The following is a 24,796-nucleotide window of genomic DNA, read 5'->3' on the forward strand; positions in this document are numbered from 1 at the left end:
CGTTGCGCGGCGGCGCGTGTCAGTACGCATAACGCAGCGTCGCATAGTAGCTACGCTCCGGCTGACGATAGGTGTCGGCCGTTTCGTAGTCTTTGTCGAACAGGTTTTCGACACGTAGCTGCAGCGAGCAGCGACGCGTCAGCTCGGCGCCGGCCGTCAGATTCAGCAGCGTGTAGCCGCCGAGCCGCACGCCGCCGAAGTCCTGACGCGCGCCACTGGCCAGCACGTCGACCCCGGCCTGATAGCGGCCCATGCGACGGCTCAGCTTCAGCGCCGCCGAGCGGCGCGCGCGGCGCAGCAAGGTGTCGCCGGTGGCGCGGTCTTCCGGGTCTTGGTGAATGCCGCTCAAGTACGCCGACCACTGCTGCAGCGTCAGCTGATAGCTCAGCTCGACGCCGGTGTTGCGATAGCGGTCGACATTGACTGACGTGCAATTGAAGTCGGCGTCGCACAGCGTGTTGATCAAGTCGTCGACGTCGCTGCGAAACACGCGCAGATCGGCACGCTGATGCGCGCCCAGGCGCTGCTGCACACCCAGCTCGTAGTTGCGCGCTTTTTCAGGGTCCAGATCGGGGTTGCCACCGAAGCCGAAGCGGTCGGTCGCATCGGGCGCGCGAAAGCCGGTGCCGGCCGACGCCAGCAAGCGCGTGCCGTCACGCCAGTCATAGCCGTAGTCGAGGCTGCCATCGACGCGGCCGCCAAAGCCTTCGTAGTCGGTGAGGCTGCCGCCGATCACCGCACGATGACGGCCCGCCTGCCATTCGTCTTGCGCGCGCAGCGCAACGATGTCTCGACGCTGGTCGATCGCCGTGCCGAAGTTCAGCGCTTCGACGTCTTCGCGCGCGAGGTTGAGGCCGGTGCTGATCCGATGCGCATCGAGTGCGTAGACCAGCGCGGCATCGAGCGCGTGACGGCGCGTCTCGACGCGATCGTCGCTCTGCTTCTGGTCGATGCGGTCGAGCGTGCGCGTCGCTTGCAGCGTGCTGCTGACGCGCTCGCCCAGCGGCAGCGTCACGTCTAGGGCGCCGGTCTGATTGCGGTACTGCTGCGACACGACGGCGCGGTTGAAGTCGGCGTCGAAGCCGTAGTACTCGACGTCGCCGCGCGCATCCCACCAGCGCGCACCGAGCGTCGCCGCACCGAGCTGATAACGCGCATCGGCGTTGACGCTGTCGCGCTGATAGCCAGTGTCGTCGTCAAAGCCTTTTAGCGCCGGGAAGCCGTCGACCTTTTCATGCTCGGCCTGCAGCGTGGCGCTGAGGCGCTCGCCGTTGTAGCGGCCGCGCGCGGCGCCGGCGATCGTGCCGAAGCTGCCGCCGCGCAGGGTGCCGCCAACGCTGCTGCCATCGGCCGCAGCGCTGCCGCGCGTGATCACGTTGATCACGCCGCCGATCGCATCGGAGCCATACAGCGTCGCGCGCGGCCCTTTGACCACTTCGATGCGCTCGATGCTCTCGGGCGCGATGTTCTGCAAGGCCGCGCCGCCCGACGTCGCCGGGTTGACGCGCACGCCGTCGACCAGCACCAGCGTGTGATTGGACTCGCCACCACGAATGAACACCGACGTCACTTGGCCCGGACCGCCGTTGCGGCCGAGTTCCACGCCGGCAAAAAACCGCAGCAGCTCGGCCAGATCACCGGCCTGGGCCAGCTCGATCTGGTCACGCGTGATGATCTGCACCGGCGCCAGCACATCGCCGAGCGCGGTGGGCTGGCCGGTGGCGGTGACGACGACGGTGTCGAGCAGCGTCGGCGGCGCGTCGGGATCGGCGGCGCTGGCAGGCGACCAAGGCAGAACGGACAGCAGCGCGGCGCAAACCGCAGGCACAACGACAGCGGCCCCGTTTCGGCGGGGCAGTTTGAACATCTTCATATTGGATAAAACTCCCAACGGCGCACGTCCCCGCGCGCCGTCAATGGCGGATGACTCGACCGCGAAGTCGAGGCTGCACAGGCCGGTCTCCGGACTCGTGGGCCATGCCATCGGCACCTTCCCAGGCCGCGATCCGGCCCAGTGGCGTGTACGCCGTGGCTTCCCACTTACCGTTGCGGGGGCAGTGTTCGCTTTGCACGAACTTCCCGTTTCACCCTTCGGCTGATCGGCCGTTGGACACCTGCGCCGCCATTCTACGCAGCCGCGCCGGGGCCGTGCGGATCAGCGGGTATCATGCGCAGCGCCGCTCCCGCCCCATCCAGCCGACTCATGCCGACCATAAGCCCCCAATTGCAAGCCGCGCTCGCGGCAGCCGAAGCCGCCAACGACATCATTCGCCGCGCGTATCGAGGCAACTTCGCTGTCGAATACAAGGCCGACGCCAGCCCGGTGACCGAAGTCGACGTCGCGGCCGAAAAGGCGATCCGCAGCGTGCTGTCGGCGCGCTTCCCCGACTACGGCTTCTACGGCGAGGAAACCGGCCGCGACCGTGCCGACGCCGACGAGCTGTGGCTGGTCGACCCGATCGACGGCACCAAGAGCTTCGTTCGCGGCTACCCGATGTTCTCGGTGCAGATCGCACTGATGCGGCGCGGCGAGCTGGTGCTGGGCGTGTCGAGCGCGCCGTGCTGGAACGACGGACGCGGCGAGCTGCTGTACGCCGAGAAGGGCCAGGGCGCCTGGCTCGACGGTGAGCGGCTCAAGGTGTCGGCCACGCAGGCGATCGAAAAGACCACGCTGTCGACCGGCAACCTGGCCAGCCTGGCGCGCAAGCCGGCGGCCTGGGCGCAGCTCGGCGCGCTGATCCCAAGGCTGCACCGCATCCGCGGCTATGGCGACTTTCTGCATTACCACTTGCTGGCCACCGGCCGCATCGACGCCGTGGTCGAGTCCGACGTGAACATCCTGGACATCGCCGCGCTGACGGTGATCGTGCGCGAGGCCGGCGGGGTTTTCACCGACCTGAGCGGCGCGCCAGTCGGGCTTGCGACCACCAGCGTCATGGCCGCCACACCGGCGTTACATGCGCCTGTTATCGAACTACTTGGTTTTTGAGTGGCTTAGGCCTGATGATTAAGGTTGATCCTTGCATCCGACTCTGACCATGAGCCGATTCCGCCTGCCCTTGGCCGTCACTGCCCTTGCCACCGTGTGGCTGCTGGCACTGGCGCCCGCGTCCGCCCGAGCCGGCGACGACTGGTCACTGAAGTCCAACGCGGCGCTGGTGGTGGACCAGGACACCGGCGAGGCGCTGGTGTCGAAGAACGCCGACGTGAAGATGCCGATCGCGTCGCTGACCAAGCTGATGACGGCGCTGGTGGTGGTCGAGTCGCGGCTGCCGATGGACGAGATGCTGGAGATCGGCAACGAAGACGTGGACCGCGAGAAGCACACGCGCTCGCGGCTCAAGGTCGGCACCAAGCTCAAGCGCAGCGACATGCTGCTGCTGGCGCTGATGGCGTCGGAGAACCGCGCGGCAATGGCGCTGAGCCGCCACTATCCGGGCGGGCGTACCGCATTCATCGCGCACATGAACGTGGTCGCGCGCTCGCTGGGTATGACATCGACGCAGTTCGCCGACCCGGCCGGCCTGTCGGACCGGTCGATCTCCACGGCCCGCGACCTGCACCGACTGATGAGCGCCGTCGACCTGCAGCCGGTGATCCGCCGTTATTCCACGCAGGCCGAAGCGCAGATCAAGGTCGGCCGCCAGACGCTGACCTTCGTCAACACCAACCGCCTGGTGCGCAGCACCAGCGGCGGCCGTGACTGGGACATTGCGTTGCAGAAGACCGGCTTCACCAACGAGGCGGGCCGCTGCCTGGTGATGCGCGCCACGACGCTGAACCACCATCTGTCGATGGTGTTTCTGAACAGCGAAGGCACGCTGACGCGCTTCGCCGACGCCGCCCGCGTGCGCCAGGTGCTGGCCAAGCGCGCCAAACAACCCAAGCCGGCGCGCGGCCAGTTGATCGCCAGCGAGAGCAAGGCGGCGTCGTAGCGTCTGGTGCAGCAGAGCATTTCAGGTCGAGTAAGCTCGATTCCGACGGACGCTATTTGAAATCGTCCCGTAGCCGATCGATCTGATGCATTCGCTTATGCAGGATCGTCACGATGCCGACGTCGCCATTCGATAGTCGACGCCAGTAGAAGTCGCCAAGACGCAGCTTCCTGAATGCGCACGACACCCACAATCGAGACCGGTTATCAGGCCTTATTGCGCGCGATCACATCGGCAGCGGTCAGCGGCTTATAGGCCGACTCAGGAGCCGCATAAGCCTGCGCAAGTTCCGCCTTGAGGCGGTCGAAAGCCTCCCGCTCGACCCGCTCTTTGTCGCGACGAATCAGGTCGCGCATGTACTCGCTGACGTTCTCATAGGCCCCGCGCTCGCCTACATTGGCCGCAACGAATTCGCTGAGCGTCTCATTCAGTCGGACTGTCATCGTCGTCTGGGCCATTGGGCGCCTTCAAGGGTGATTTACGTATTCAACATAATCAAAAAACAACACGCCGATAAGCATCGGCAAGCCGCGCCTAGCTGCTGAGCAAACCGGTCAGCGCACCGCGCCAGCCGAGGCTCGCGAGCACACCCAGCGTCAGCAATAGCCGCAACCTCATGTAACCCGGCAGCGGCGCGACCGCGCGTTCGCGCCACAGCTCGGCGACGAACAGCAGCGCAAAGATCGCGGCCAGTGCGGCCATCGACGCGCCGAAGTCCAGCTGCATCGCCACCCAGGTCGCCAGCATCAAGCCGTTGGACAGCAGCATCGCCGCCGTACGCGCAGCACTGCGCGCCGCCACCAGCGCCATGCCCCAGAACGTGCCGGCCATGAAGCTCGCGATCAGCGCCGCATAGTTCAGCCACAGATAGTCCAGCGACTGCGGCACCGTGCCCGGCGATACCGTCAGCCAGAACGGCGCGGCAAAAAACGGAATCAGTCCGAGCAAACCAAGCCGATACGCCATCACGCGCGTCGCCTCGTCGGCAGCGGCATCGACTTGCGGTGACGGTGTCGGCGACGACGACACAGCGCCGCTCACTGCAAACGCCCCACGACGACGAACAACAACACGATTTGCAACAAGCTGATCGCGATCGTGCTGCCGTGCAGCCAAGCAAACGCACGGCGGTTACCGGCGTCGGTCGCGCGGTTGGTCGCCGGCGTCAGCACCCACAGCGACAACGCAAACAGCACCGCGCACAGGCCGAGCAACATACCCGCGACATCACCCAGCCCGCACAAGCCGGCCGCGACCGCCGTCACCACACCGAGCACGAAGTAATAGCGCGGAAAGAAGGCCCGCACATATCGCCCCGCATGCTCGGCCGGCAACACCTTGAACACCGTCGGCGCCACGGCGATCGAGAAGAACAACATCACGCCGAGCACGCCGGCGGTCAGCAATAGAGGCAGGTGGTTCATGGGCAAAGCCAATGGGCAGAGATGCCATGATTACGCGCGGGGCGGGGAAGTAGATTCGTTGCCGGTAGTCGCCCTGTGTTCCGCGCAACGGCCAGCCCGTGTGCAGTCACAGCCGGCGGCACCAAGTTGCATCGATTGCCGGCGATAGGAGCAACTGCGGCCCGCTCAGACCCTTAGCCGACCGCGTTCTGTAGGCGGGCGCATCGCTTACACGAGTGGGTACGGCCCAGCGTCGCAGTCGATCAGAATGCCGAGCGGCTGCAGCCGTGCATAAGACGGTCCTCGGCTTCATCCGGCATAGACGACCGACTTGGCGAACACCGGTTCCACCTCACCCCCAAGCCAACGCCCCACCGGTCTGATACTCCGTCACTCGGGTTTCGAAGAAGTTCTTTTCTTTCTTCAAATCGATCAGCTCGCTCATCCATGGGAACGGGTTGGTGGCGCCGGGGTATAGCGGATCGAGGCCGATTTGGGTGCAGCGGCGGTTGGCGATGTAGCGCAGGTATTCGGAGAACATCGGCGCGTTCAGTCCCAGTACGCCGCGTGGCATTGTGTCGACGGCGTAGCGGTATTCAAGCTCCACCGCTTGATCGATCATCGCGCGGATCTGCTGGCGAAATTCATCGGTCCACAGCTGCGGGTTTTCGAGTTTGATCTGGTTGATCAGGTCGATGCCGAAGTTCAGGTGCATCGATTCGTCGCGCAGGATGTATTGATACTGCTCGGCCGCGCCGACCATTTTGTTGCGTCGGCCGAAGGCGAGGATCTGCACGAAGCCCACATAGAAGAACAGACCTTCCATGATGCAGGCGAAGGCGATCAGCGATCGCAGCAGCGCCTGGTCCGATTCCAGCGTGCCGGTGTGGAAGTTCGGGTTGGTCAGCGTGTCGATGTAAGGCAGCAGAAAACTGGCCTTGTCATGCAGGCTCGGCACCTCGTGATACATGTTGAAGATTTCACCTTCGTCCAAACCCAGGCTTTCAACGATGTACTGATACGCGTGCGTGTGCAGCGCTTCTTCAAACGCTTGACGCAACAAGTAGCGACGGCATTCCGGGCTGGTGATGTGCCGGTAAGTACCGAGCACGATGTTGTTGGCCGCCAATGAATCGGCGGACGCAAAGAAGCCGAGGCTACGCTTGATGATGCGACGCTCGTCGTCGCTCAAACCATTCGGGTCATTCCATAGCGCGATGTCGGCGGCCATGCCGATCTCTTGCGGCGTCCAGTGATTGGCGCAGCCCTGCAGGTACTTGTCCCAGGCCCAGCGATAGCGTGGCCGTAGGCCGTGCGCAGCACTTTGCTCGTCGCCGTTGATGATGCCGCCGGGTCCAGTGTCGAAGTCCAGCACGTGATCAAACGCCCGGTCAGCACCGTTCATGCCGCTGCTCCGATCACGGTAGTCGATGACGTCGTCGCTGTCGGCCGACCATCGAAGTCAGTCCACTGCTGACGATCAAAGTCGTAGAGCTTGCAGGCTTTCGCCGTCTTGAAGTACCAGCGCCACGTGAAGTCCTGCACGACGATGCGCCCCGGCATGCGTTGCTCCAACAGCTGTTGCGCGTGGCGCAAGCGATACAGCGGGATGCGCATATCCACGTGGTGGGCCGTGTGTTCCATGATGTGATGCAGCGCCGCGCCGATGTCGACGCCCAGCCAACGGCGAAAGCGCAGATGCACTGTGGTGGTCACGAACGGTTGCGCCGCCAGCCATTGCGCCTTGCTTTGATGCCAAGCGATGTCGCGATGCGTGTGATGCACGTAGACGACAAATCCAATCAAGGAATTCCACACCAGTTGCGGCAAGACGAACCCCGCGACCAGCAACAGCGCCGGTGATTGCTCAGTGAGCCGTGCCGTGCTCAGCAGCAGTGCAATCCACAGCAGTGCGAACGCGAGCACCGCGGCACTGTCGCGCGTGAACACCGCACGCCGCGTGGGCATATAGCGTGCGCTTGGGAAGAACAGCCGCTTCCACCAGATCTCCACGCCGTAGTACAGGCCCGGCGCCCAGCCACTGCGATACACGCGCTCGCGCCAGCGCGCCGTCGGGCTCAGTGCTTGATACTCGTCGCGTGACAGCGGTGCCCAGACGAAGTCGGTACCGCGCAGATTGGTGTAGCCATGGTGGATCACGTTATGCCCGGTTTCCCACAGGCTGTACGGCGTCAGCGACGGCAGAAACACCGCGCGACCGACGATGGTGTTGAATCGCGAACGCGAGGTGAGGCTTTGATGGCAAGCGTCGTGGCCGATGATGAACAAGCGGCCGATGACCAGCCCGCTCAGCACGCCGAGCAACAGCTTGAGCCACAGCGACGGCACGACGACGACCGCGCTCGTGATGGCGGCGAACAACAGGGTGTCGGTCAGCACCAGCGCCACGGCACGCGCGGTGCTGCGCTGCACGTGCGGCAGCAGCCAGCTGCGCATGGTTTTACGGCTCGGCGGCTCGGCCGCGGCGGGGGCAGGCAGGTCGGGGCTCATCGCGGCAGCACTCGTCACAAGGCGAGTCGCGATGATGACCAGCGGCATCGACGGCGCACTTGATCGCCGTCAATGCGAACCCTCAGCGGTGGTGCTGTGGCGCTAGCTCGCGTTGATGCCGAGCAGCGCTTCGAGTTCCACCAGCGCTTCGCCGGTGTACACCGCCATGCGCTGCATGTGCGGCAAGGTGTCGCGGCAACCGGTGTAGCCGACGTTGAACTGGCCCGCGTAGCTGACCACGGTGATGTTGATCGCCTGGCCGTGGCTGAGCAGCGACACGGGGTACATCTGGTCCATCCGCGCGCCGTTGAAGTACAGCGTCTGGTCCGGGCCGGGCACGTTGGAAATGGTGACGTTGAACATCGGCCGCATCAGGCCACCCATGCCAGTCATCAGCTGCAGCATGAACGGCGCCATGAACAGGCTGGTGTACGCGGTGATGGCTTCCTTGGGCAGCGTCTGGAAACGCGCCTTGGCCTTTTGCGTGGAGTCGCGGATCAGCGCGAGGCGCTCCAGCGGGTCGGCGATGTGCGTGTGCAGGTTGGCGATGATGAAGCTGATCGCATTGCCGGCGCCGGGGTCACCGGCCGGGCGCACCGACACCGGCAGGCCGGCGGTCAGCGGCTCGCTCGGCAGCGCGTTGAGTTCGAGCAGGTAGCGGCGCAGCGCCATTGCGCACAAGCCGAGAAACACGTCGTTGAGCGTGACCTTGGCGCGCTTGGCCAGCGTGCGCATCCGCGCCAGATCGTAGTACTGCGTGGCGAAGCGGCGCTGTGCCGACACCTTGCGGTTGAGGATCGAGCGCGGCGCGCGGAACGGCACGCCCAGTTCGGGATGGGTGTTCTGCAGCGTTTCCTTCCAGCTGTCGGCGATCGCGCGGCCAATGCTCGGCACGTGACGCGCTTGTTCGCGGGCCTGATCGGCCAACTGCTGCCAGCTCGGTCCGGCGTCGCGGGCGATGCGCTTTTTCTCGCCGGTGCCGACGGCCCACGGCGGCGGCAGGTTCATCGCGGTGTCGTCCGGCGACAGCAGGCGGCTGAGCATGCGCATGCCGCCCACACCATCGACCAGCGAGTGGTGCATCTTCATGTACAGCGCGAAGCGGCTGTTGGCCAGGCCTTCGATGATGTGGCATTCCCACAGCGGCCGGGCAAAGTCGAGCGGGTGCGAGTGCAGCCGCGACACCAGCACGCCCAGCTCGCGCTCGCCGCCGGGCTGCGGCAGCGCCGAGTGGCGCAGGTGGTAGTCGAGGTCGATGTTCGGATCTTCTTCCCAGCTCGGCATCAAGCGGCTGCTGATCAGCTTGAGCCGCGGCTGCTTCAAGCGCAGGTTGAACGGCGGCACGAAGCCAGCCGGGCTGCGCAGATGCAGGAACAAGTTCTTGATGAAGTCGGGGCTGACGTCGTCGGGCAGCGAGAAAATCGCCAGCGCGCCCACGTGCATCGGCGTGCGCTGGGAGTCCACGAACAGCCACGAGGCGTCCAGTGGATTCATCTTTCTCGTCATTACCGCACTCCCTTCGCTTTCTTCGTTTTAGTTGTAAGGCGTTCGCATGGGTAGTACCCGCTGCGGAGCCGACGTTCTAGCATTGCGGGCGCTCTGGTCACAATAGCGGCCAGTCGTCGCGGGCTATACTCCTTTACTACTGACCGATCGTTTGATTTTCGGAGGCAAAATGTCGACTTCCACCGCCAACGTGTCCTATCTGCCGGGTGCCCGTCCGGCAGCGTCTGCGGATGCCGCCCAGCACTCCGAAATCCAGCGTGTTTTCGCACGCCAGCGCGAGACCGCGCTGCGGCTGCGCAGTTCCACGCGTGAAGAGCGCGCCGCCAAGATCCGCAAGCTGAAAGCCGCGGTTCTGGCCGCCAAAAACGACTTCTACGAAGCCGGCATGCGCGACTTCAAGAAACCGGCCGCCGAAGTCGACCTGACCGAAATCCTGCCGATCGTCGCCGAAGCCAACGATGCGCTGCGCCATCTGCGCCGCTGGATGAAGCCGCAGCGCGTCTACCCGACGATGATGATGTTTGGCACCCAGGCCTGGGTGCAGCACGAGCCGCGCGGCCGCTGCTTGATCATCTCGCCATGGAATTACCCGGCGAACCTGACGTTCGGCCCGCTGGTGTCGGCGCTGGCCGCTGGCAACACGGTGATCCTCAAGCCCAGCGAAATGACGCCGCACACGACGGCGGTCATGGTGCGCCTGGTGCGCGAGCTGTTCTCCGAAGACGAAGTGGCGATCTTCGACGGCGACGCCAGCGTGTCGACCGCGCTGCTGGAGCTGCCGTTCGACCACATCTTCTTCACCGGCAGCCCGGCGATCGGCAAGGTGGTGATGGCCGCCGCGGCCAAGCACCTGACCAGCGTGACGCTGGAGCTGGGCGGCAAGTCGCCGACCATCGTCGACGAAACCGCCGACTTGAAGGCTGCCGCCAAGAACATTCTGTGGGGCAAGTACACCAACAACGGCCAGACCTGCATCGCGCCCGACCACATCTACGTGCACGAGTCGGTCAAGGCCGAGTTCATCGCGCAGTGTCGCGAAGTGCTGCACAGCTCCTACGGTGAAACCCAGCAGGCGCAGATGGCGTCGCCGTACCTGGCGCGCGTGGTCAATACGCGCCATACGCAGCGCGTCGCCGGCCTGCTGAACGACGCCACCGCGCGCGGCGCCAAGGTGATCAGCGGCGGCGGCATCAGCGAGCAGGACTGCTTCGTGGCACCGACGCTGCTGACCGACATCCCGGCCGACGCGAAGATCATGAGCGAGGAAATCTTCGGGCCGCTGCTGCCGATCTTCGGCTACACGCAGATCGACCAGGTGATCGCCGACATCAACGCACAGCCCAAGCCGCTGGCGCTGTACATCTGGAGCCGCAAGGAAGCCAACATTGAAACGCTGCTCAAGCGCACCAGCGCCGGCGGCACTTGCATCAACCATTCGGTGGTGCAGTTCATTCATGGCCGGCTGCCGTTCGGCGGCGTCAACAATTCCGGCATCGGCAACGCGCACGGCTTGTACGGCTTCAAGGCGTTTTCGCACGAGCGCGCCGTGGTCCGTAACCGCTACCAGATCGCGTCGCTGTTCTACCCGCCGTACACCAACTTCACGCGCCGCATCGGCGCGCTGTTGCTCAAGCTGGTGTAACCCCGCCGCCGCGGTCCGTTGGCGGTGATGGTGGCGGCGGCAGCGATGCCGCTGCTGCCGCATCGCCGACCAGCGCGGCCATGCAGCGGGCGATCTCGCGCTCGCCGATCACGATCTGATCGGCGCCGCTTTTACGCAAATGCTTTTCTTCGGCCTCGGACTGTGCCCGCGCGATGATCTCGATGCGCGGGTTATCGGCGCGCGCCAGTTCGATCACGCGGCCGGCTTCCAGCGCATTGGGGATCGCCACCAGCAGCCGCGCGGCGCGCTTGATACCGGCGGCGCGCAGCAGGTCTTGCGTCGCCGCATTACCGAACACCAGGGGCAGGCCTAGAGCGCGTGCGGCATCGGCCGGGTCGTCCTGGGTTTCGATGACGACCAGCGCGCGGTGCTCGCGCATCAACCGCTGCCCGATCTGCGAGCCGACGCGGCCGAAGCCGACCAGGATGTTGTGATCGGCAAAGCCCAGCGCAACCGGCTCCATCGTGCGCCGACTGCGGGCGCGCGCTTCGACGCGGTCGAGCAGCACGAACAACAGCGGATTGAGCAGGATCGACAGAATCGCGCCAGCCAGCACCAGATCGCGCGCCGCCGCCGGCAGCAGCTGCAGGTCGGTGCCCATCGTCACCAGGATGAATGAGAACTCGCCGATCTGAGCGAGGCTGGCGGCGATCGTCGCGGCCGTCGGCATCGCGTGGCCAAACGCGCGGACGATCAACAACGCGGCAATCGATTTGCCGACGACGATGATGCCCAGCGTGGCCAGCACCTGCAGCGGCTCGCGCAGCACAATGCTCGGGTCGAACAACATGCCGACCGACACGAAGAACAACACCGCAAAGGCATCGCGCAGCGGCAGCGTGTCTTGAGCCGCTTCGTGCGACAGCTCGGACTCGTTCAACACCATGCCGGCGAAAAACGCACCGAGCGCGAACGACACGCCGAACAAGGCGGCCGAGCCGAACGCCACGCCCAGCGCGATCGACAGCACCGTCAGCGTGAACAACTCCTTGGACCCGCTCAGCGCCGCGCGTTCGAGCATCTTCGGGATCACGCGGCGACCGACGACCAGCATCAGCGCGACGAACACCGCCACCTGGCCCAGCGTCAGCGCCACGGTGCCGAGCAAGGCGCCGACACCGGCACTCTGACCGCGTTGCGCTTCGACGAACACCGGCAGCAACACCAGCACCAGCACCATCGCCAGGTCTTCGACGATCAGCCAACCGACGGCGATCTTGCCGCGCGGGGTTTCGGTCAAGCGCCGCTCTTCGAGCGCGCGCAGCAGCACCACGGTGCTGGCCACCGACAGCGCCAGGCCGAACACCAGCCCGGCCGCCAGGCCCCAGCCGAGCAGCATCGCCAGGCCAACGCCCATCGCGGTGGCGACCACGATCTGCGCCAGCGCGCCGGGGATCGCGATGTGCCTCACCGCCAGCAGGTCGCCGAGCGAGAAATGCAGGCCGACACCGAACATCAGCAAGATCACGCCGATTTCGGCCAGCTGCGGGATCAGCGTCTGGTCTGCGACGAAGCCGGGCGTAAACGGCCCGACCAGCACGCCAGCCAGCAGATAGCCCACCAGTGGCGACAGCCGCAGGCGGTTGGCGACGGCGCCGAGCACTGTGGCCAGCACGATTCCGGCGACGATGGCGGCGATCAATGGCGCGTGATGCGGCATGGTCCTCCCTGACCTGGGGTCTTGCGATGGCGATGGTGGCGACGTTGCCACCCGGTCTGACCCGCGCAGCGGCGAATCATTCCCCTGACGGCCGGCCTCGCGCCGGCACGGGATACCGCTGCGCTACGGCGCGACGGCCGGCGGCACCTGCGTCAGCAGCAGGCGAATCACCGGGTCGTCGTCGCGCTGCTGTTCGGCTTTGACGACGATGTAGCCGTGCTGCGGCGACAGCCAGAATTGCGTGCGCCGGTTCTTGCTGTCGGTGCGGTCCAGCCGCGTGGTGTCGAACGTGCCGGCCGGCGTCTCGACGCGCTCGTGCGCCTTGATCTGGAACGTGTAGCTGTCGATGCGTTTGCGGTCGGCAAAGATCACTTCGTGTTCGCCGGTCGGCTCTTTGCCGGTCGCCGCGCGCTCGCTAAGCAGCCAGTCGCGCAGCGCCAGCTGCAGGCTCAGGCGGTCGAGCGTGCCGTCGGTAACCGGCCGCACGTCGCCGTTCTGGTAGATCGCCTGCTGCTTGGGCCAGTCGAAGCGCAGCGAAAAGTTTTCTTTCGACGAGCCGACGCCGTCGCGGCTGAAGCGATAGGCCACCGGCCGGATCTTGCCGTCCAGAATGCAGAAATGGCTCTGTTCGAGCACATCGCCCGACACCAGCTTGAGCCAGCCCTTGGGCGTGGCTTCCTGGCTGAAGAACCAGCAGTCGGGCGTTGCGCCTGCCTTGAGCGTGATGTGCCCTGCGCCGAGCAACGAGCCGCCGCGGTAGACGTTGTACGGCAAGGAGCTGGGGACCAGCAGGTCGGGCGAGACGGCGACAGCCGGCCCGGCGGTCAGCAGTGCCAGCAGCGCGGCGGCAGCGGGCCGGCACAAAGAATGAAGGCGGGTCTGGAGCGTCATGGCCGAAGGCTACCGGGTTTCAGCGTGTGGGAGAACGTTGTCGGCCTTGGACAGCAAAAAGGCCGGGTCATCCCCGGCCTTTTTGCTTGACGCTGGCTTCGACGCTGACGCGCGTCAGATCATGCGACGCGGGCCAGGCTGCCGGTGAATGCCAGGATGTCGGCGCGCGAACCGGCCGTCGGCACGCTGAAGTCACCCTTGATGTACTCCGGCGTGAAGTCGTCGGTCAGGATCGCGTCGTAGCGCACCTTGTCGTACTCGGCCACCAGCTGCGCTTCCTCGGCATTGAGAATGCCGCGTGTCACCGCGTCGGCCAGACGCGACGCCGTGTCGGTGCCGGCCAACTCGCCCTTGGACATCGCCTTGAAGTACTTCACGTACGGCACTTCGGCCTTCAGCAGCAGGTTGAACGCATGCTCCAGACGGCCGGTTGCCTCGTTCGGGCCGCCGTTGACGAACACCAGGCTCGTCAGCCGGTTGCGCAAGTCGGTGGCCTCCATGATCTGATCGGCGAGACGGGCATTGAGCTGGTCGGACACCGGCTTGTAGCGGTTGCCGAACGGGAACACGGCCAGACGCAGCACCTTGGCGACCGGCTTGACCGGGAAGTTGTCGAAGAAGCCTTCGAAGGCCTTGGCGATCTCAAACAGGCACTGGTCCAGCGCCCAGCGTGCGTGGTCGAGCTCTTCGGCCTTCTGGCCGTTCTCGATGTAGAACTTCATCACGCAGCAGCCGATGTACAGCTGCGACAGCACGTCACCGAGCCGTGCCGACAGCCGCTCCTTGCGCTTGAGCTCGCCACCGAGCACGCCCATCGTCACGTCGCTGGTGAACGCCAGCGCGGCCGAGAAGCGCTCGAACTGCTTGAAGTAGGTCGCCATCGGGCCGTCGACCGGCGAGCGCGCCAGCGCCGAGCCGGTCAAGCCGAGCGTCAGCGCGCGGATGCCGCGGTTGATCGAAAAGCCGACGTGGCCAAACAGCAGCTTGTCGAACGCCGCGAGGTTGTTCTCGCGCGCCGCTTCCATTTCCGGGAACACGTACTCGTGGCAGCGGATCGCACCCTGGCCGAAGATCATCAGGTTGCGGGTCAGGATGTTGGCGCCTTCGACCGTGATCGCGATCGGCGTGGCCTTGTAGGCCGGCGCCAGCGCATTGCGCGGGCCCTGCTGCACGCCGCGGCCGGCCATCACGTCCATCGAGTCGATGACGATCTTCCGCATCATCTCGGTCATGTGGTACTTGGCGATCGCCGTCACCACCGACGGTGCGCAGTGGTCAACGGCCGAGGCCGTCAGCACGCGCATCGCTTCGAGCGTGTACGCATTGCCGGCGATGCGGCCGGTGGCTTCCTGCACGCCTTCGAACTTGCCGACCGACATGCGGAACTGGCGGCGGATGCGGCCATAGGCGCCCACCAGGCGATACGCCGCCTGACCGGCTGCGGTGCCCAGCGCCGGCAGCGACACGCCACGGCCGGCCGACAGGCACTCGACCAGCATGCGCCAGCCCTTGCCGGCCATCGCCGGGCCACCAATGATCCACTCGACCGGAATGAACACGTCCTTGCCGAAGATCGGGCCGTTCATGAACGCGGCGCCCGGATAGTGGCGGCGGCCGATGTGCACACCCTCGTGCTTGGCCGGGATCAGCGCGCAGGTGATGCCGTACTCGCTCTTGCTGCGATCGCCGAGCAGGCCTTCGGGGTCACGCAGGTTGAACGCCAGGCCCACGACGGTCGCCACCGGCGCCAGCGTGATCCAGCGCTTGGAGAAATTCAGACGGATGCCGAGCGTCTTCTTGCCGTGGTAGTCGCCGTAGCAGACCACGCCGGAATCGGGCATCGCGGTGGCGTCGGAACCGACTTCCGGACCGGTCAGGCCGAAGCACGGGATTTCCTTGCCGGAGATCAGGCCCGGCAGCCACTGCTTCTTCTGCTCGTCGGTGCCGTAGTGCATCAGCAGTTCGCCCGGACCGAGCGAGTTGGGCACCATCACCGTCACCGCCAGCGCGATCGACTTGGTCGCCAGCTTGGTGACGACGGCCGACTGCGCCGCGGCCGAAAAGCCCAGGCCGCCGTACTCCTTCTTGATCAGCATCGCGAAGAAGCCCTTGTCCTTGATGTACTGCCAGGCCGCGGGCGGAAGATCCTTGTCTTCGAATTCGATCTTCCAGTCGTCGACGAGCTGGCACAGCGCTTCGACTTCATTGTCGAGGAAGCGCTGCTCTTCAGCGGTCAGCTCGGTGTAGCGGAACGTCAGCAACTTGGACCAGTCGGGACGGCCGCGGAACATTTCGGCCTCAAGCCAGACATCACCGGCTTCCAGCGCTTCGCGCTCGGTCGACGACATCTCGGGCAGCACTTTCTTGAACGTCGCAAACACCGGGCGCGTGATCAGCGCGCGGCGCAGCGGCACCACGTTCAACAGCGCCAGCAACACCAGCGGCACGCCGAGCACGACGCTCGCCACCGCACCCAAACCGCCGGTCACGACGCCAGCGGCATACGCCAGTGCCGAGGCCAGCGTCCAGACCCACAAAGGCGCGCCGACGTAGGCCAGTACCCAGGCTACGGCGACGACGCCGATCACAGAGATAGCAAAGGACATGAGGAGCTCCAGTTGAGAACAGACAAAAAGCGGTGAGCCGATCCGGTCAGGCCGACAGGCGCGCTCCGGTGGCGCGCGCGGCGCCGAGCAGATCGGCCGCGTCGCGGTTGCCCGCCACGCTGCCGACGCCGCCCGGAATCAGCGTCTTGATCAAAAAGCGCAGGTAGTCGTTGAAGTCGCTGCCGGTGGGCAGCGCATCGGGGTTGTCGCGGCGCATGCGCACGGTGCCGATGTACGTGGAGTAGGCCAGCGTCGCCCAGTGACGTGCTTCGGTCGCGTCCATGCCCATGGCCCGATAGCCAACTTCGACGTAGGAGCGCCAGCATTCGGTAACGCGCTGCACGCAGCTGCGGGCAGCCGTGTTGTCCGAGCCCGACAGCGCCAGCAAGATGCGCTCGGAGCGCTGGTCGGTGTTGGCCAGCTGGCGGAACAGCGAGTGCATCCGCTCGCGCGGGTCGGACGAGCTTTCGGCGCGGGCGATCGTGTCGGCGGTTTCGTAGCGTTCCCACAGCTCGAGCGCGGCGTGCAGCAGCGCTTCTCGATGCGTGAAGTGCCAATAAAAGCTGCCCTTGGTGACGCCCAAGCGACGTGCCAGCGGCTCGACGGCCACGGCTTCGATGCCGTTCTCGGCGATCGCGTCCAACGCCGCCTCCGCCCAGTTGGCAGCGGTCAGCGTGATGCGTTGAGCAGAGCGAGCGATGCTTTGAGCGTCAGTCATTATGGTGTCCGTACGGAAGCGTATTGAGGCGAATGTTATCGATGCGGCGGAGTATGGGACAAGCGATACAAGTGTTCACTTGCCGCCGCGCCAACCCCGCCCGCCCAATGGCAAATGCGTGCAAATGCCGGCTGCAACGGCCCGACTTGAACCGGAACGGAGCCCCGCGGTCTGTGTGCTATCGTCGTTTTCCCTGCGCGTTCCTTCTCCTCCTGTTCGCTTCGGAGTTTCGAGTTCATGCCTAATCGGCTTCGTGTTCCACTGGCCTTGGCGGCCGGTGTTTTTCTGGGCACCTGCGTCACCGTCACCACCGGTGTGTTTGCCGAGCGCAGCGCGCCGTCGGCGCTCGGAACGCTGCCGGTCAAGGACCTGCAGAACTTCGTCCGCGTGATGGAGATGATCAAACAGGGCTACGTCGAGCCGGTCGACGACAAGAAGCTGCTCGACGACGCGTTGCGCGGCATGCTCGCCGGCCTCGATCCGCATTCGGCCTACATGGCCGGCGAGGAGTACACGAGCTTCGAAACCAGCATCAAGGGCGAATTCGGCGGCCTGGGCATCGAAGTGCAAATGCAGGACGGCCTGGTGCGCGTGATCTCGCCGATCGACGACACGCCAGCCGCCAAGGCGGGCATCCAGCCCGGCGACTTCATCGTCAAGATCGACGACACGCCGGTGAAGGGTCTGTCGCTGACCGACGCGGTCAGCAAGATGCGCGGCACGCCAGGCAGCAAGATCGTGCTGACCGTGGCGCGCGAAGGCGCAACCGGGCCGATGATCTTCGACCTCAAGCGCGACAACATCAAACTGGTGTCAGTGCGTAGCCGCATGCTCGAGCCGCAGTTCGGCTACGTGCGAATCAGCAGCTTCAATCAGAAGACCGGCGAGTCGTTCGAGAACGAGATCAAGAAGCTGATCAAGGACGCCAAGGACAAGCCGCTGAAGGGCTTGGTGCTCGACATGCGCAACAACCCGGGCGGCGCACTCGACGAAGCGATTCGCGTGTCCGACGCGCTGCTCGACAAGGGTCCGATCGTGTCGGTGCGCTCGCGTGAAGCCGACGAGAACCGCGAGTTCGACGCCCACTCCGGTGACCTGCTCGACGGCAAGCCGGTGATCGTGCTGATCAACGGCGGCTCGGCATCGGCCGCCGAAATCGTCGCGGGTGCGCTGCAGGACCAGAAGCGCGCCATCCTGCTCGGAACCAAGAGCTTCGGCAAAGGCAGCGTGCAGACCATCATGCGGCTGACCGACGAGTCGGCGATCAAGCTGACGACGGCGCGCTACTACACGCCGGCGGGCCGCTCGATCCAGGCCGAAGGCATCGACCCCGACGTGACCGTCAAGCCGCTGAAGGTCACCAAGGATGAAAACGCGCCCGACTTCGAAGCGATCAAGGAAGCCGACCTGAAAGGCAGCCTGGTCAACGAGAAGGAAAAGAAGGTCGACCAGGCCGAGATCGATGCGCAGAAGAAGATCGACGAAGACGTGCAGAAGCTGGCCACGACCGACTACCAGCTGTTCCAAGCGCTGACGCTGCTCAAGGGTCTGGCGGTGGTCGCCAGCCGCTGATGTCGTAGCGGCATCGCAGCTGCAAACAAAAAGGCCGGTCTGATGACCGGCCTTTTTTGTGGCGGCGCTGCGATGGCGTCAACTGCGACCCGCGCGCCACCAGACGACGACGCCTGCCAGCAGGCTGAGCACCGGCAGCACCGGACCGAACTGCGGCTCGATGATGTGAGTGCACCACATCAACATGCCACCGACGAACAGCGCAGCGCCGATCAGATTGCGGCGCTGACGCTGCTGCTGTTCGCGCAGCTCCTTGCGCAGCGCATCGATCGAACGACGCGAGCCGGCGTCCAAGCCGTCGCCGCGCTCGAGGCCGCGCACCACTTGCTGCACCAGCACCGGCAGTGATTCGGCCAGCGCCGGAATATCGCGCCGCGCCTGACTCAGCCAACGCGCCGGACCGATGCGGTTGCGCATCCATTCTTCGAGAATCGGCTTGGCGGTCTTCCACAAATCCAGCTCGGGATACAGCTGACGTCCGAGGCCTTCGATATTCAGCAGCGTCTTCTGCAGCAACACCAGCTGCGGCTGTACTTGATAGTTGAAGCGCCGTGCGACCTGGAACAGACGCAGCAGGAAGAAGCCGAACGAAATCTCGCTGAGCGGCTTCTGGAAGATCGGCTCGCATACGGTGCGGATCGCGGCTTCGAAATCTTCGAGTCGCGTGTCGCCCGGCACCCATTCACTTTCCAGATGCAGCTCGGCAACACGCTTGTAGTCGCGGTTGAAGAACGCAAGCAGGTTTTCAGCGAGGTAGCGCTGGTCCATCGCCGACAGCTGACCGACGATGCCGAAGTCGACCGCGATGTAGCTCGGGTCCTTGACGTTGGTGGCGTCGACGAAGATGTTGCCGGGGTGCATGTCCGCGTGGAAGAAGTTGTCGCGGAACGTCTGCTTGAAAAAGATTTCGACGCCGCGCTCGCCCAGCACCTTGAAGTCGACGCCGAGCCGGCGCAGCCGGTCCAGCTCGCGGATCGAGATGCCGTGGATGCGCTCCATCACCAGCACGTTGGGCCGTGTGTAGTCGAAGAACACGGCCGGGTGATAGATCAGCGGCGAGCCCAGCCAGTTGCGGCGCAGCTGCGCTGCATTGCCACCTTCGCGCATCAGGTCGAGTTCGTCGAACACGATGCGCTCGTATTCCTGCACGATCGCGCGCGGCCGTACGCGGCGTGCGGCGGCGCTGAACTTCTCGGCCAACTCGGCGCACAGGTACATCAGCTGCACGTCGTCATGGATCGTCTTCTCGATGCCGGGGCGCAGCACTTTGACGACCACTTCGAAGCCCGGATCGTTCGGCGACGTCGGCTTCAGACGCGCCGTGTGCACCTGCGCCACCGACGCCGACGCGAGCGGCACCGGGTCGAATTCCAGAAAGATGTCGCCGATCGGCTTGCCCAAGGCTTCTTCGATCTGCGCGATCGCCTGCTCGCTCGGGAACGGCGGCACGCGGTCCTGCAGCTTGGACAGCTCAAGCGCCAGATCCGGCGGCAGCACATCGGGCCGCGTCGAAAGGGCCTGACCGAGCTTGATGAACACCGGGCCAAGTTCTTCGAGCGCCAGACGCAGGCGTTCGCCACGCGGACGCGGGTCGTGATGACGCGGCGGCTTGTTGCCGAAGAATTCCTGCAGCCGGTAGCGCTGCACGACGCGCAGGATCGTCCACAGGCGGGGAATGCGGCTGGGGCTGATCGAACTCATTCGGAGCGGGGCTCTGCAGTGCGCTGACGTTCGAGACGCGCCAGCCGCGCCTCGATGCGATCGCTGCGCTCGCGCAGCCGATCGACTTGATCCATCCATTCTTCGACATCGATGCCACGCGCCAAGTCGCGCGTTTCTTCGACCAGATATTCAGCGGTGTTCTGCGCCAGCGTGCGGCTGCTGTCACGGCCCCAGCCGAGCAAGGCCTTGAGGCCTTGTGCTGCACGATGCGCAGCGGCGCCGCCAATCAGCGGCGCAATCCATTCTTCGATATCGAAGCCGACACGGCCCAGCAAGCGACGAAACGCCTGCAGCACATCGGCGTCACCGTCGACGCGCAAACCCGGCGGCAAGCTGCTGTCGCCCGATGCGAGCTTGACGGCGAGGCCGGCGAATGCGGGCGGTGCGCCAGCAAGCGTGACGCTGGCCGGCTGCGGTCGCTCGCCGATCACGCGCACGCCGCGTGCGTTGAACTCGATGAACAAGCACCAGTCGAAACCATCGACGAGCAGGCCGACGCTGTGCCGCGCCAGAGCCGCGCAATCGTCGAGTGCAGCCGGTTCGAGTTGCAGATAGCGATTGAGCGCGACTTCTAAGCCGGCGCAGATCAGCGCCGGTGCCGGACGTGCGCTCATGCGGTCAGGCGAAAACCGCGGTGCACGGCGACGATGCCGCCGGTCAGGTTGTAGACCTGGCAGCGTTCGAAGCCGGCAGCTTCCATCATGCCCTTGAGCGTGCCCTGGTCGGGATGCATGCGGATCGATTCAGCCAGATAGCGATAGCTGTCGGCGTCGTTGGCAACGAAGCGGCCCATCAGCGGCAGCAGCTTGAACGAGTACTGGTCGTAGATCTTCGACAGGCCGGCGTTCAACGGCTTGGAGAATTCCAGCACCAGCAGCCGGCCGCCCGGCTTGAGCACGCGCAGCATCGAACGCAGTGCTGCGTCTTTGTCGGTGACGTTGCGCAAGCCGAAGCCGATCGTCACGCAGTCGAAGCTGCGGTCGGCAAACGGCAGCTTTTCGGCATTGGCCTGCAGCACCGGCAAGCCGACGACGCCTTCGTCGATCAAGCGGCGGCGGCCTTCGCCGAGCATCGCGGCATTGATGTCCGACAGCACCACTTGCCCGCGCGGGCCGACTTGCTTGGCGAACTCGCGCGTCAGGTCGCCGGTACCGCCGGCCACGTCGAGCACGCGCTCGCCAGGGCGTACGCCGGCCAGGTCGATCACGAAGCGTTTCCACAGCCGGTGGACGCCCATCGACATCAGGTCGTTCATCACGTCATAGCGACGCGCGACCGACGAAAACACTTCGGCGACACGTTTCTGCTTCTCGGCGACCGGGACCTGCTGAAAACCGAAATGCGTCGTCGAGGCGGACTTGGGGTCGGTGGGATCGTGGCTCACGGCTTGGCCGGGTGGTGCTTCTTGGGTAGGGCGGCCAGTTTAACGATGTCGCTGTCGCGGGACATGCCCAACGCCTTCAGTCGCTCCAGATAGTGCGACCAGTACGCATCATGATTCGTCGCCAGGTCGTGCAGCACGGCCCAGGAATACAAACCGCTGGCGTGGCCGTCGTCGAAGCGCAGCCGGATCGCATACTGACCGACCGGCTCGGCGGCGCTGACACCGACATTGCGTTTGCCACCGATCAAGTTCGGCTCTGCCTGCCCGTGGCCCCAGACTTCGGCCGAGGGGCTGAACACCCGCAGGTATTCGAACGGCAGCGCGTGGACACTGCCGTCGCTGTAGCGCAGCTCCAGCACGCGGGACTGCTGGCGCAGGCGCAGGTCGGTGGGTCGGGGTACGGTCATGGCAGCATGATACGGCAGCGTCGATCGCGCTCCGGTGTCGCTCGACGGCAACGCGGTTTGAGTATGCTGCAAAGCCACAGATCGCTGACGCCGCGCGGCCGTCACGATCGCAAGCAGGGGAACGCCAATGCTGGAATTCAAGGTCAACAGCCAATCACAGTCGGTCGATGTCGACCCCACGACCCCGCTGCTATGGGTGCTGCGCGACAACCTGGGCCTGACCGGCACCAAGTTCGGTTGCGGCATGGCGCAGTGCGGCGCCTGCACCGTGCACATGGACGGCATGCCGATGCGCTCGTGTTCGCTGCCAGTGTCGGTGGTCGCCGGCAAGCAGATCACGACGATCGAAGGCTTGCAGTCCAAGACCGCGCAAGCGGTGCAGAAGGCTTGGGTCGATCTCGACGTCGTGCAGTGCGGCTACTGCCAGAGCGGGCAGATCATGAGCGCCGTGGCGCTGCTCGAATCCAAGCCCAAGCCGAGCGACGAGGACATCGATCAAGCGATGGGCGGCAACATCTGCCGCTGCGCGACCTATGTGCGGATTCGCGCAGCGATTCACGCCGCCGCAGCGCAGCTGTCGGCCTGACCGGAGAACGCCATGCGCATGATCGATCCTGCAACGGCCGCTGCGATCTTCGCGGCCGACGACTCCGCAACGGCCGGCCTGAGCCGCCGTGATTTTCTGAAGAACACGGCCGCGGTCGGCCTGGTGTTCGGCCTGCAGCTGGCCGCGAACAAGAAAGCCGCGGCCGCCGACGTCGGTGAGGTGGCACCGGGGGCGTTTGCGCCCAATGCATTCGTCCGCATCGCACCCGACAACGTCGTGACGCTGGTGATCAAGCACCACGAGATGGGCCAGGGCGCCACCACCGGCCTTGCGACGATCCTGGCCGAAGAACTGGACGCCGAGCTCGCCGCCGTCAACATCGAATACGCGCCCGCCAATGCGGCGCTGTACAAGAACCTTGCGTTCGGCAGTCAGGGCACTGGCGGTTCGACCGCAATCGCCAACAGCTTCGAGCAGATGCGCCAAGCCGGCGCGACCGCGCGCTCGATGCTGGTTTCAGCCGCGGCGCAGCGCTGGAAAGTGCCGGCTTCCAGCATCGGTGTCAGCAACGGCGTGCTCCGCAGCGGCGCGCATCGCGCCACGTTCGGCGAGCTGGCCGTGGCGGCTTCGCAACAGCCGGTGCCGCAGAGCGTGACGTTGAAGGACCCGTCGCAGTTCAAGCTGATCGGCAAGCAGCAGACGCGGCGCGTCGATTCGCTGGCCAAGTGCACCGGCAAGGCGACGTACACGATCGACGTGAAACTGCCGGGCTTGCTGACCGCCGTCATCGAACGGCCACCGGCGTTCGGCGCCAAGCTGATCTCGTTCGACGCCCGCGCCGCCAAGGCGATCAAGGGCGTGACCGACGTTGTGCAGGTGGCCGAAGGCGTGGCCGTGGTCGCGACCGGCATGTGGCCGGCGATCCAGGGCCGACGCGCGTTGAAAGTGCAGTGGGACGGCGGCGCCAGCGGCCTGAACACCGCCGCGCTGTATCAGGACTATCGCCAGCGGGCGGCAGGCGCCGGCGGCGCCACGGTAACGCGCGATCCGCAGACGGCGGCGGCGCTGGCTTCGGCCGCGAGCCGCGTCGAAGCGGTCTACGAATTCCCGTACTTGGCGCATGCACCGATGGAGCCGCTGAACTGCGTCGCCTGGCTGCACGACGGCATGCTCGAAACCTGGGGCGCGCACCAGTTCCCGGCATTCGACCACGCGCTGGCGGCCAAGGCCGCCGGCTTGCCGATGGACAAGGTCAAGCTGCATTCGCTGATCTCGGGCGGCAGCTTTGGGCGCCGCGCCAATGCCGCGTCGGACTTCGTCGTCGAAGCGGTCAACGTCGCCAAGGCGATCGGCCGACCGGTGCCGGTGCGCGTGCAGCGCACCCGCGAAGACGACATGCGTGCCGGCTGGTACCGCCCGCTGTACGTGCACGCGGTGAAAGCGGGGCTCGACGCGCAAGGCGACGTCGTGGGTTGGCAACACGCCATCGTCGGCCAGTCGATCATGGCCGCCACGCCGATGGCGGCGGGCATCAAGGACGGCAACGATTCCAGCTCCACCGAAGGCGTGTGGCCAACGCCATACAAAATCCCGGCGATGACCGCCGAGCTGCATTCACCGACGCAGGCGGTGCCGCCGTTGTGGTGGCGGTCGGTCGGCCATACGCACACGGCGTTCGTGATGGAAACGATGCTCGACGAGCTGGCTCACGCCGCTCGCCAGGACCCGGTCGCGTTCCGCCTGAAACTGCTGAAGGACCAGCCGCGCTTGGCGGGCGTAATCCGGATGGCGGCCGACAAGGCCGGCTGGAGCTCGCCGATGCCGGCGGGCAAGGCGCGCGGTTTTGCCTCGCATTACTCGTTCGATACCTACGTTGCCCAAGTCGCCGAAGTCAGCTTGAAGCCGGACGGCTCGGTACGCGTCGAACGCGTCGTTGTCGCCGTCGACTGCGGCGTGTCGGTCAACCCGGACCAGATCGTCGCGCAGATGGAAGGTGGCGTCGGCTTTGCGCTGGCCGCTGCGCTGTATGGCCAGATCGACATCGCCAAGGGCACGGTCACGCAGAGCAACTTCCACGACTACCGCGTGCTGCGCATCGACGAAATGCCCAAGGTCGACGTGCACATCGTCAACAGCACGCAGGCGCCGACCGGCGTCGGCGAGCCGGGCGTGCCCCCGCTGGCGCCCGCCGTGGCCAATGCGATCGCAAGCCTGACCGGGCATCGCGTACGCCGTCTGCCGCTGGCCGGGCAGACGTTCACGCGCGCCTGA

At 65.5% G+C, this 24,796-nt stretch carries 21 protein-coding genes, 1 pseudogene and 1 riboswitch; of the genes and pseudogenes, 6 read left to right on the forward strand and 16 right to left on the reverse strand.

Features of this window, described 5'->3' with window-relative positions; all coding sequences use genetic code 11:
• Positions 1–19 precede the first annotated feature (19 nt).
• On the reverse strand, positions 20–1,867 hold the full coding sequence (locus BUB09_RS03875) for a TonB-dependent receptor domain-containing protein (protein WP_217650229.1): 1,848 nt from the start codon (positions 1,865–1,867) through the stop codon (positions 20–22).
• 69 nt (positions 1,868–1,936) lie between these two features.
• Positions 1,937–2,133, reverse strand: a riboswitch (cobalamin riboswitch).
• 70 nt (positions 2,134–2,203) lie between these two features.
• On the opposite strand from BUB09_RS03875, the gene BUB09_RS03880 reads away from it, so the two are divergent.
• Together BUB09_RS03880 and BUB09_RS03885 are read left to right on the forward strand one after the other, a co-directional pair.
• Positions 2,204–2,989 (forward strand): inositol monophosphatase family protein, encoded by a 786-nt coding sequence (locus tag BUB09_RS03880; RefSeq protein ID WP_072894471.1) that lies wholly within the window; start codon positions 2,204–2,206, stop codon positions 2,987–2,989.
• 49 nt (positions 2,990–3,038) lie between these two features.
• Entirely contained in the window at positions 3,039–3,935 is an 897-nt protein-coding gene (locus BUB09_RS03885) for a serine hydrolase (RefSeq protein WP_072894473.1), read from the forward strand.
• Positions 3,936–3,987: 52 nt separating this feature from the next.
• Here BUB09_RS03885 and BUB09_RS17620 read toward each other — a convergent pair.
• The 7 genes and pseudogenes from BUB09_RS17620 to BUB09_RS03920 form a co-directional block, all read right to left on the reverse strand.
• Positions 3,988–4,083: pseudogene (locus BUB09_RS17620) on the reverse strand (type II toxin-antitoxin system RelE/ParE family toxin); the annotation flags it as partial.
• A gap of 58 nt (positions 4,084–4,141) precedes the next feature.
• The gene (locus tag BUB09_RS03895; protein WP_072894475.1) at positions 4,142–4,393 is read right to left on the reverse strand and encodes a ribbon-helix-helix domain-containing protein; all 252 of its coding nucleotides are present in this window, start codon (positions 4,391–4,393) and stop codon (positions 4,142–4,144) included.
• A 76-nt stretch (positions 4,394–4,469) separates the two neighbouring features.
• Positions 4,470–4,964, reverse strand: coding sequence for a DUF3429 domain-containing protein (locus BUB09_RS03900; protein ID WP_139250109.1), 495 nt, complete (start codon positions 4,962–4,964; stop codon positions 4,470–4,472).
• 8 nt (positions 4,965–4,972) lie between these two features.
• Complete coding sequence (locus BUB09_RS03905; protein ID WP_072894481.1) at positions 4,973–5,359, reverse strand: DUF4149 domain-containing protein; 387 nt, start codon at positions 5,357–5,359, stop codon at positions 4,973–4,975.
• 331 nt (positions 5,360–5,690) lie between these two features.
• Positions 5,691–6,743, reverse strand: a complete 1,053-nt coding sequence (locus BUB09_RS03910; RefSeq protein ID WP_072894483.1) for a ribonucleotide-diphosphate reductase subunit beta — start codon at positions 6,741–6,743, stop codon at positions 5,691–5,693.
• Complete coding sequence (locus BUB09_RS03915) at positions 6,740–7,849, reverse strand: fatty acid desaturase (protein ID WP_072895415.1); 1,110 nt, start codon at positions 7,847–7,849, stop codon at positions 6,740–6,742. Before BUB09_RS03915 ends, BUB09_RS03910 begins: the two co-directional genes overlap by 4 nt.
• A 102-nt stretch (positions 7,850–7,951) precedes the next feature.
• Positions 7,952–9,343 carry a WS/DGAT/MGAT family O-acyltransferase gene (locus BUB09_RS03920; protein ID WP_245793116.1) on the reverse strand — a complete coding sequence of 464 codons (1,392 nt, stop codon included), beginning with the start codon at positions 9,341–9,343 and terminating at the stop codon, positions 7,952–7,954.
• A 181-nt stretch (positions 9,344–9,524) separates the two neighbouring features.
• Between BUB09_RS03920 and BUB09_RS03925 the strand changes: the two genes are divergently transcribed.
• Positions 9,525–10,997: an aldehyde dehydrogenase family protein gene (locus BUB09_RS03925; RefSeq protein ID WP_084083146.1), complete on the forward strand. Its 1,473-nt coding sequence runs from the start codon at positions 9,525–9,527 to the stop codon at positions 10,995–10,997.
• On the opposite strand, the gene ybaL is transcribed toward BUB09_RS03925, so the two are convergent.
• The 4 genes from ybaL to BUB09_RS03945 all read right to left on the reverse strand — a co-directional run bounded on the left by ybaL (position 10,984) and on the right by BUB09_RS03945 (position 16,893).
• Positions 10,984–12,678 carry a YbaL family putative K(+) efflux transporter gene (ybaL, locus tag BUB09_RS03930; protein WP_084083147.1) on the reverse strand — a complete coding sequence of 565 codons (1,695 nt, stop codon included), beginning with the start codon at positions 12,676–12,678 and terminating at the stop codon, positions 10,984–10,986. The two genes, BUB09_RS03925 and ybaL, sit on opposite strands and share 14 nt — an antisense overlap.
• A 123-nt stretch (positions 12,679–12,801) precedes the next feature.
• Complete coding sequence (locus BUB09_RS03935) at positions 12,802–13,569, reverse strand: DUF3108 domain-containing protein (protein ID WP_084083148.1); 768 nt, start codon at positions 13,567–13,569, stop codon at positions 12,802–12,804.
• A gap of 119 nt (positions 13,570–13,688) precedes the next feature.
• Complete coding sequence (locus tag BUB09_RS03940) at positions 13,689–16,175, reverse strand: acyl-CoA dehydrogenase (RefSeq protein ID WP_072894491.1); 2,487 nt, start codon at positions 16,173–16,175, stop codon at positions 13,689–13,691.
• 46 nt (positions 16,176–16,221) lie between these two features.
• Positions 16,222–16,893, reverse strand: coding sequence for a TetR/AcrR family transcriptional regulator (locus tag BUB09_RS03945; protein WP_072894493.1), 672 nt, complete (start codon positions 16,891–16,893; stop codon positions 16,222–16,224).
• 237 nt (positions 16,894–17,130) lie between these two features.
• On the opposite strand from BUB09_RS03945, the gene BUB09_RS03950 reads away from it, so the two are divergent.
• Entirely contained in the window at positions 17,131–18,465 is a 1,335-nt protein-coding gene (locus BUB09_RS03950; RefSeq protein WP_072894495.1) for a S41 family peptidase, read from the forward strand.
• Between the two features lie 78 nt (positions 18,466–18,543).
• Here BUB09_RS03950 and ubiB read toward each other — a convergent pair whose 3' ends face one another.
• The 4 genes from ubiB to BUB09_RS03970 are packed head-to-tail and all read right to left on the reverse strand — an operon-like array spanning position 18,544 to position 21,978.
• Positions 18,544–20,166: a ubiquinone biosynthesis regulatory protein kinase UbiB gene (gene ubiB, locus BUB09_RS03955; RefSeq protein WP_072894497.1), complete on the reverse strand. Its 1,623-nt coding sequence runs from the start codon at positions 20,164–20,166 to the stop codon at positions 18,544–18,546.
• Positions 20,163–20,801 carry a ubiquinone biosynthesis accessory factor UbiJ gene (locus tag BUB09_RS03960; RefSeq protein ID WP_072894498.1) on the reverse strand — a complete coding sequence of 213 codons (639 nt, stop codon included), beginning with the start codon at positions 20,799–20,801 and terminating at the stop codon, positions 20,163–20,165. Before BUB09_RS03960 ends, ubiB begins: the two co-directional genes overlap by 4 nt.
• Positions 20,798–21,571 carry a bifunctional demethylmenaquinone methyltransferase/2-methoxy-6-polyprenyl-1,4-benzoquinol methylase UbiE gene (gene ubiE, locus BUB09_RS03965; protein ID WP_072894501.1) on the reverse strand — a complete coding sequence of 258 codons (774 nt, stop codon included), beginning with the start codon at positions 21,569–21,571 and terminating at the stop codon, positions 20,798–20,800. Before ubiE ends, BUB09_RS03960 begins: the two co-directional genes overlap by 4 nt.
• Complete coding sequence (locus BUB09_RS03970) at positions 21,568–21,978, reverse strand: gamma-butyrobetaine hydroxylase family protein (RefSeq protein WP_072894504.1); 411 nt, start codon at positions 21,976–21,978, stop codon at positions 21,568–21,570. The genes ubiE and BUB09_RS03970 overlap by 4 nt, the downstream gene beginning before the upstream one ends.
• A gap of 127 nt (positions 21,979–22,105) precedes the next feature.
• Between BUB09_RS03970 and BUB09_RS03975 the strand changes: the two genes are divergently transcribed.
• Positions 22,106–22,564, forward strand: coding sequence for a (2Fe-2S)-binding protein (locus BUB09_RS03975; protein WP_072894507.1), 459 nt, complete (start codon positions 22,106–22,108; stop codon positions 22,562–22,564).
• Positions 22,565–22,576: 12 nt separating this feature from the next.
• A complete protein-coding gene (locus BUB09_RS03980) occupies positions 22,577–24,796 on the forward strand; it encodes a xanthine dehydrogenase family protein molybdopterin-binding subunit (RefSeq protein ID WP_084083149.1) in 2,220 nt (739 codons plus the stop codon).

The organism is Hydrocarboniphaga daqingensis (assembly GCF_900129825.1).
In the GTDB taxonomy this organism is placed as follows: domain Bacteria; phylum Pseudomonadota; class Gammaproteobacteria; order Nevskiales; family Nevskiaceae; genus Hydrocarboniphaga; species Hydrocarboniphaga daqingensis.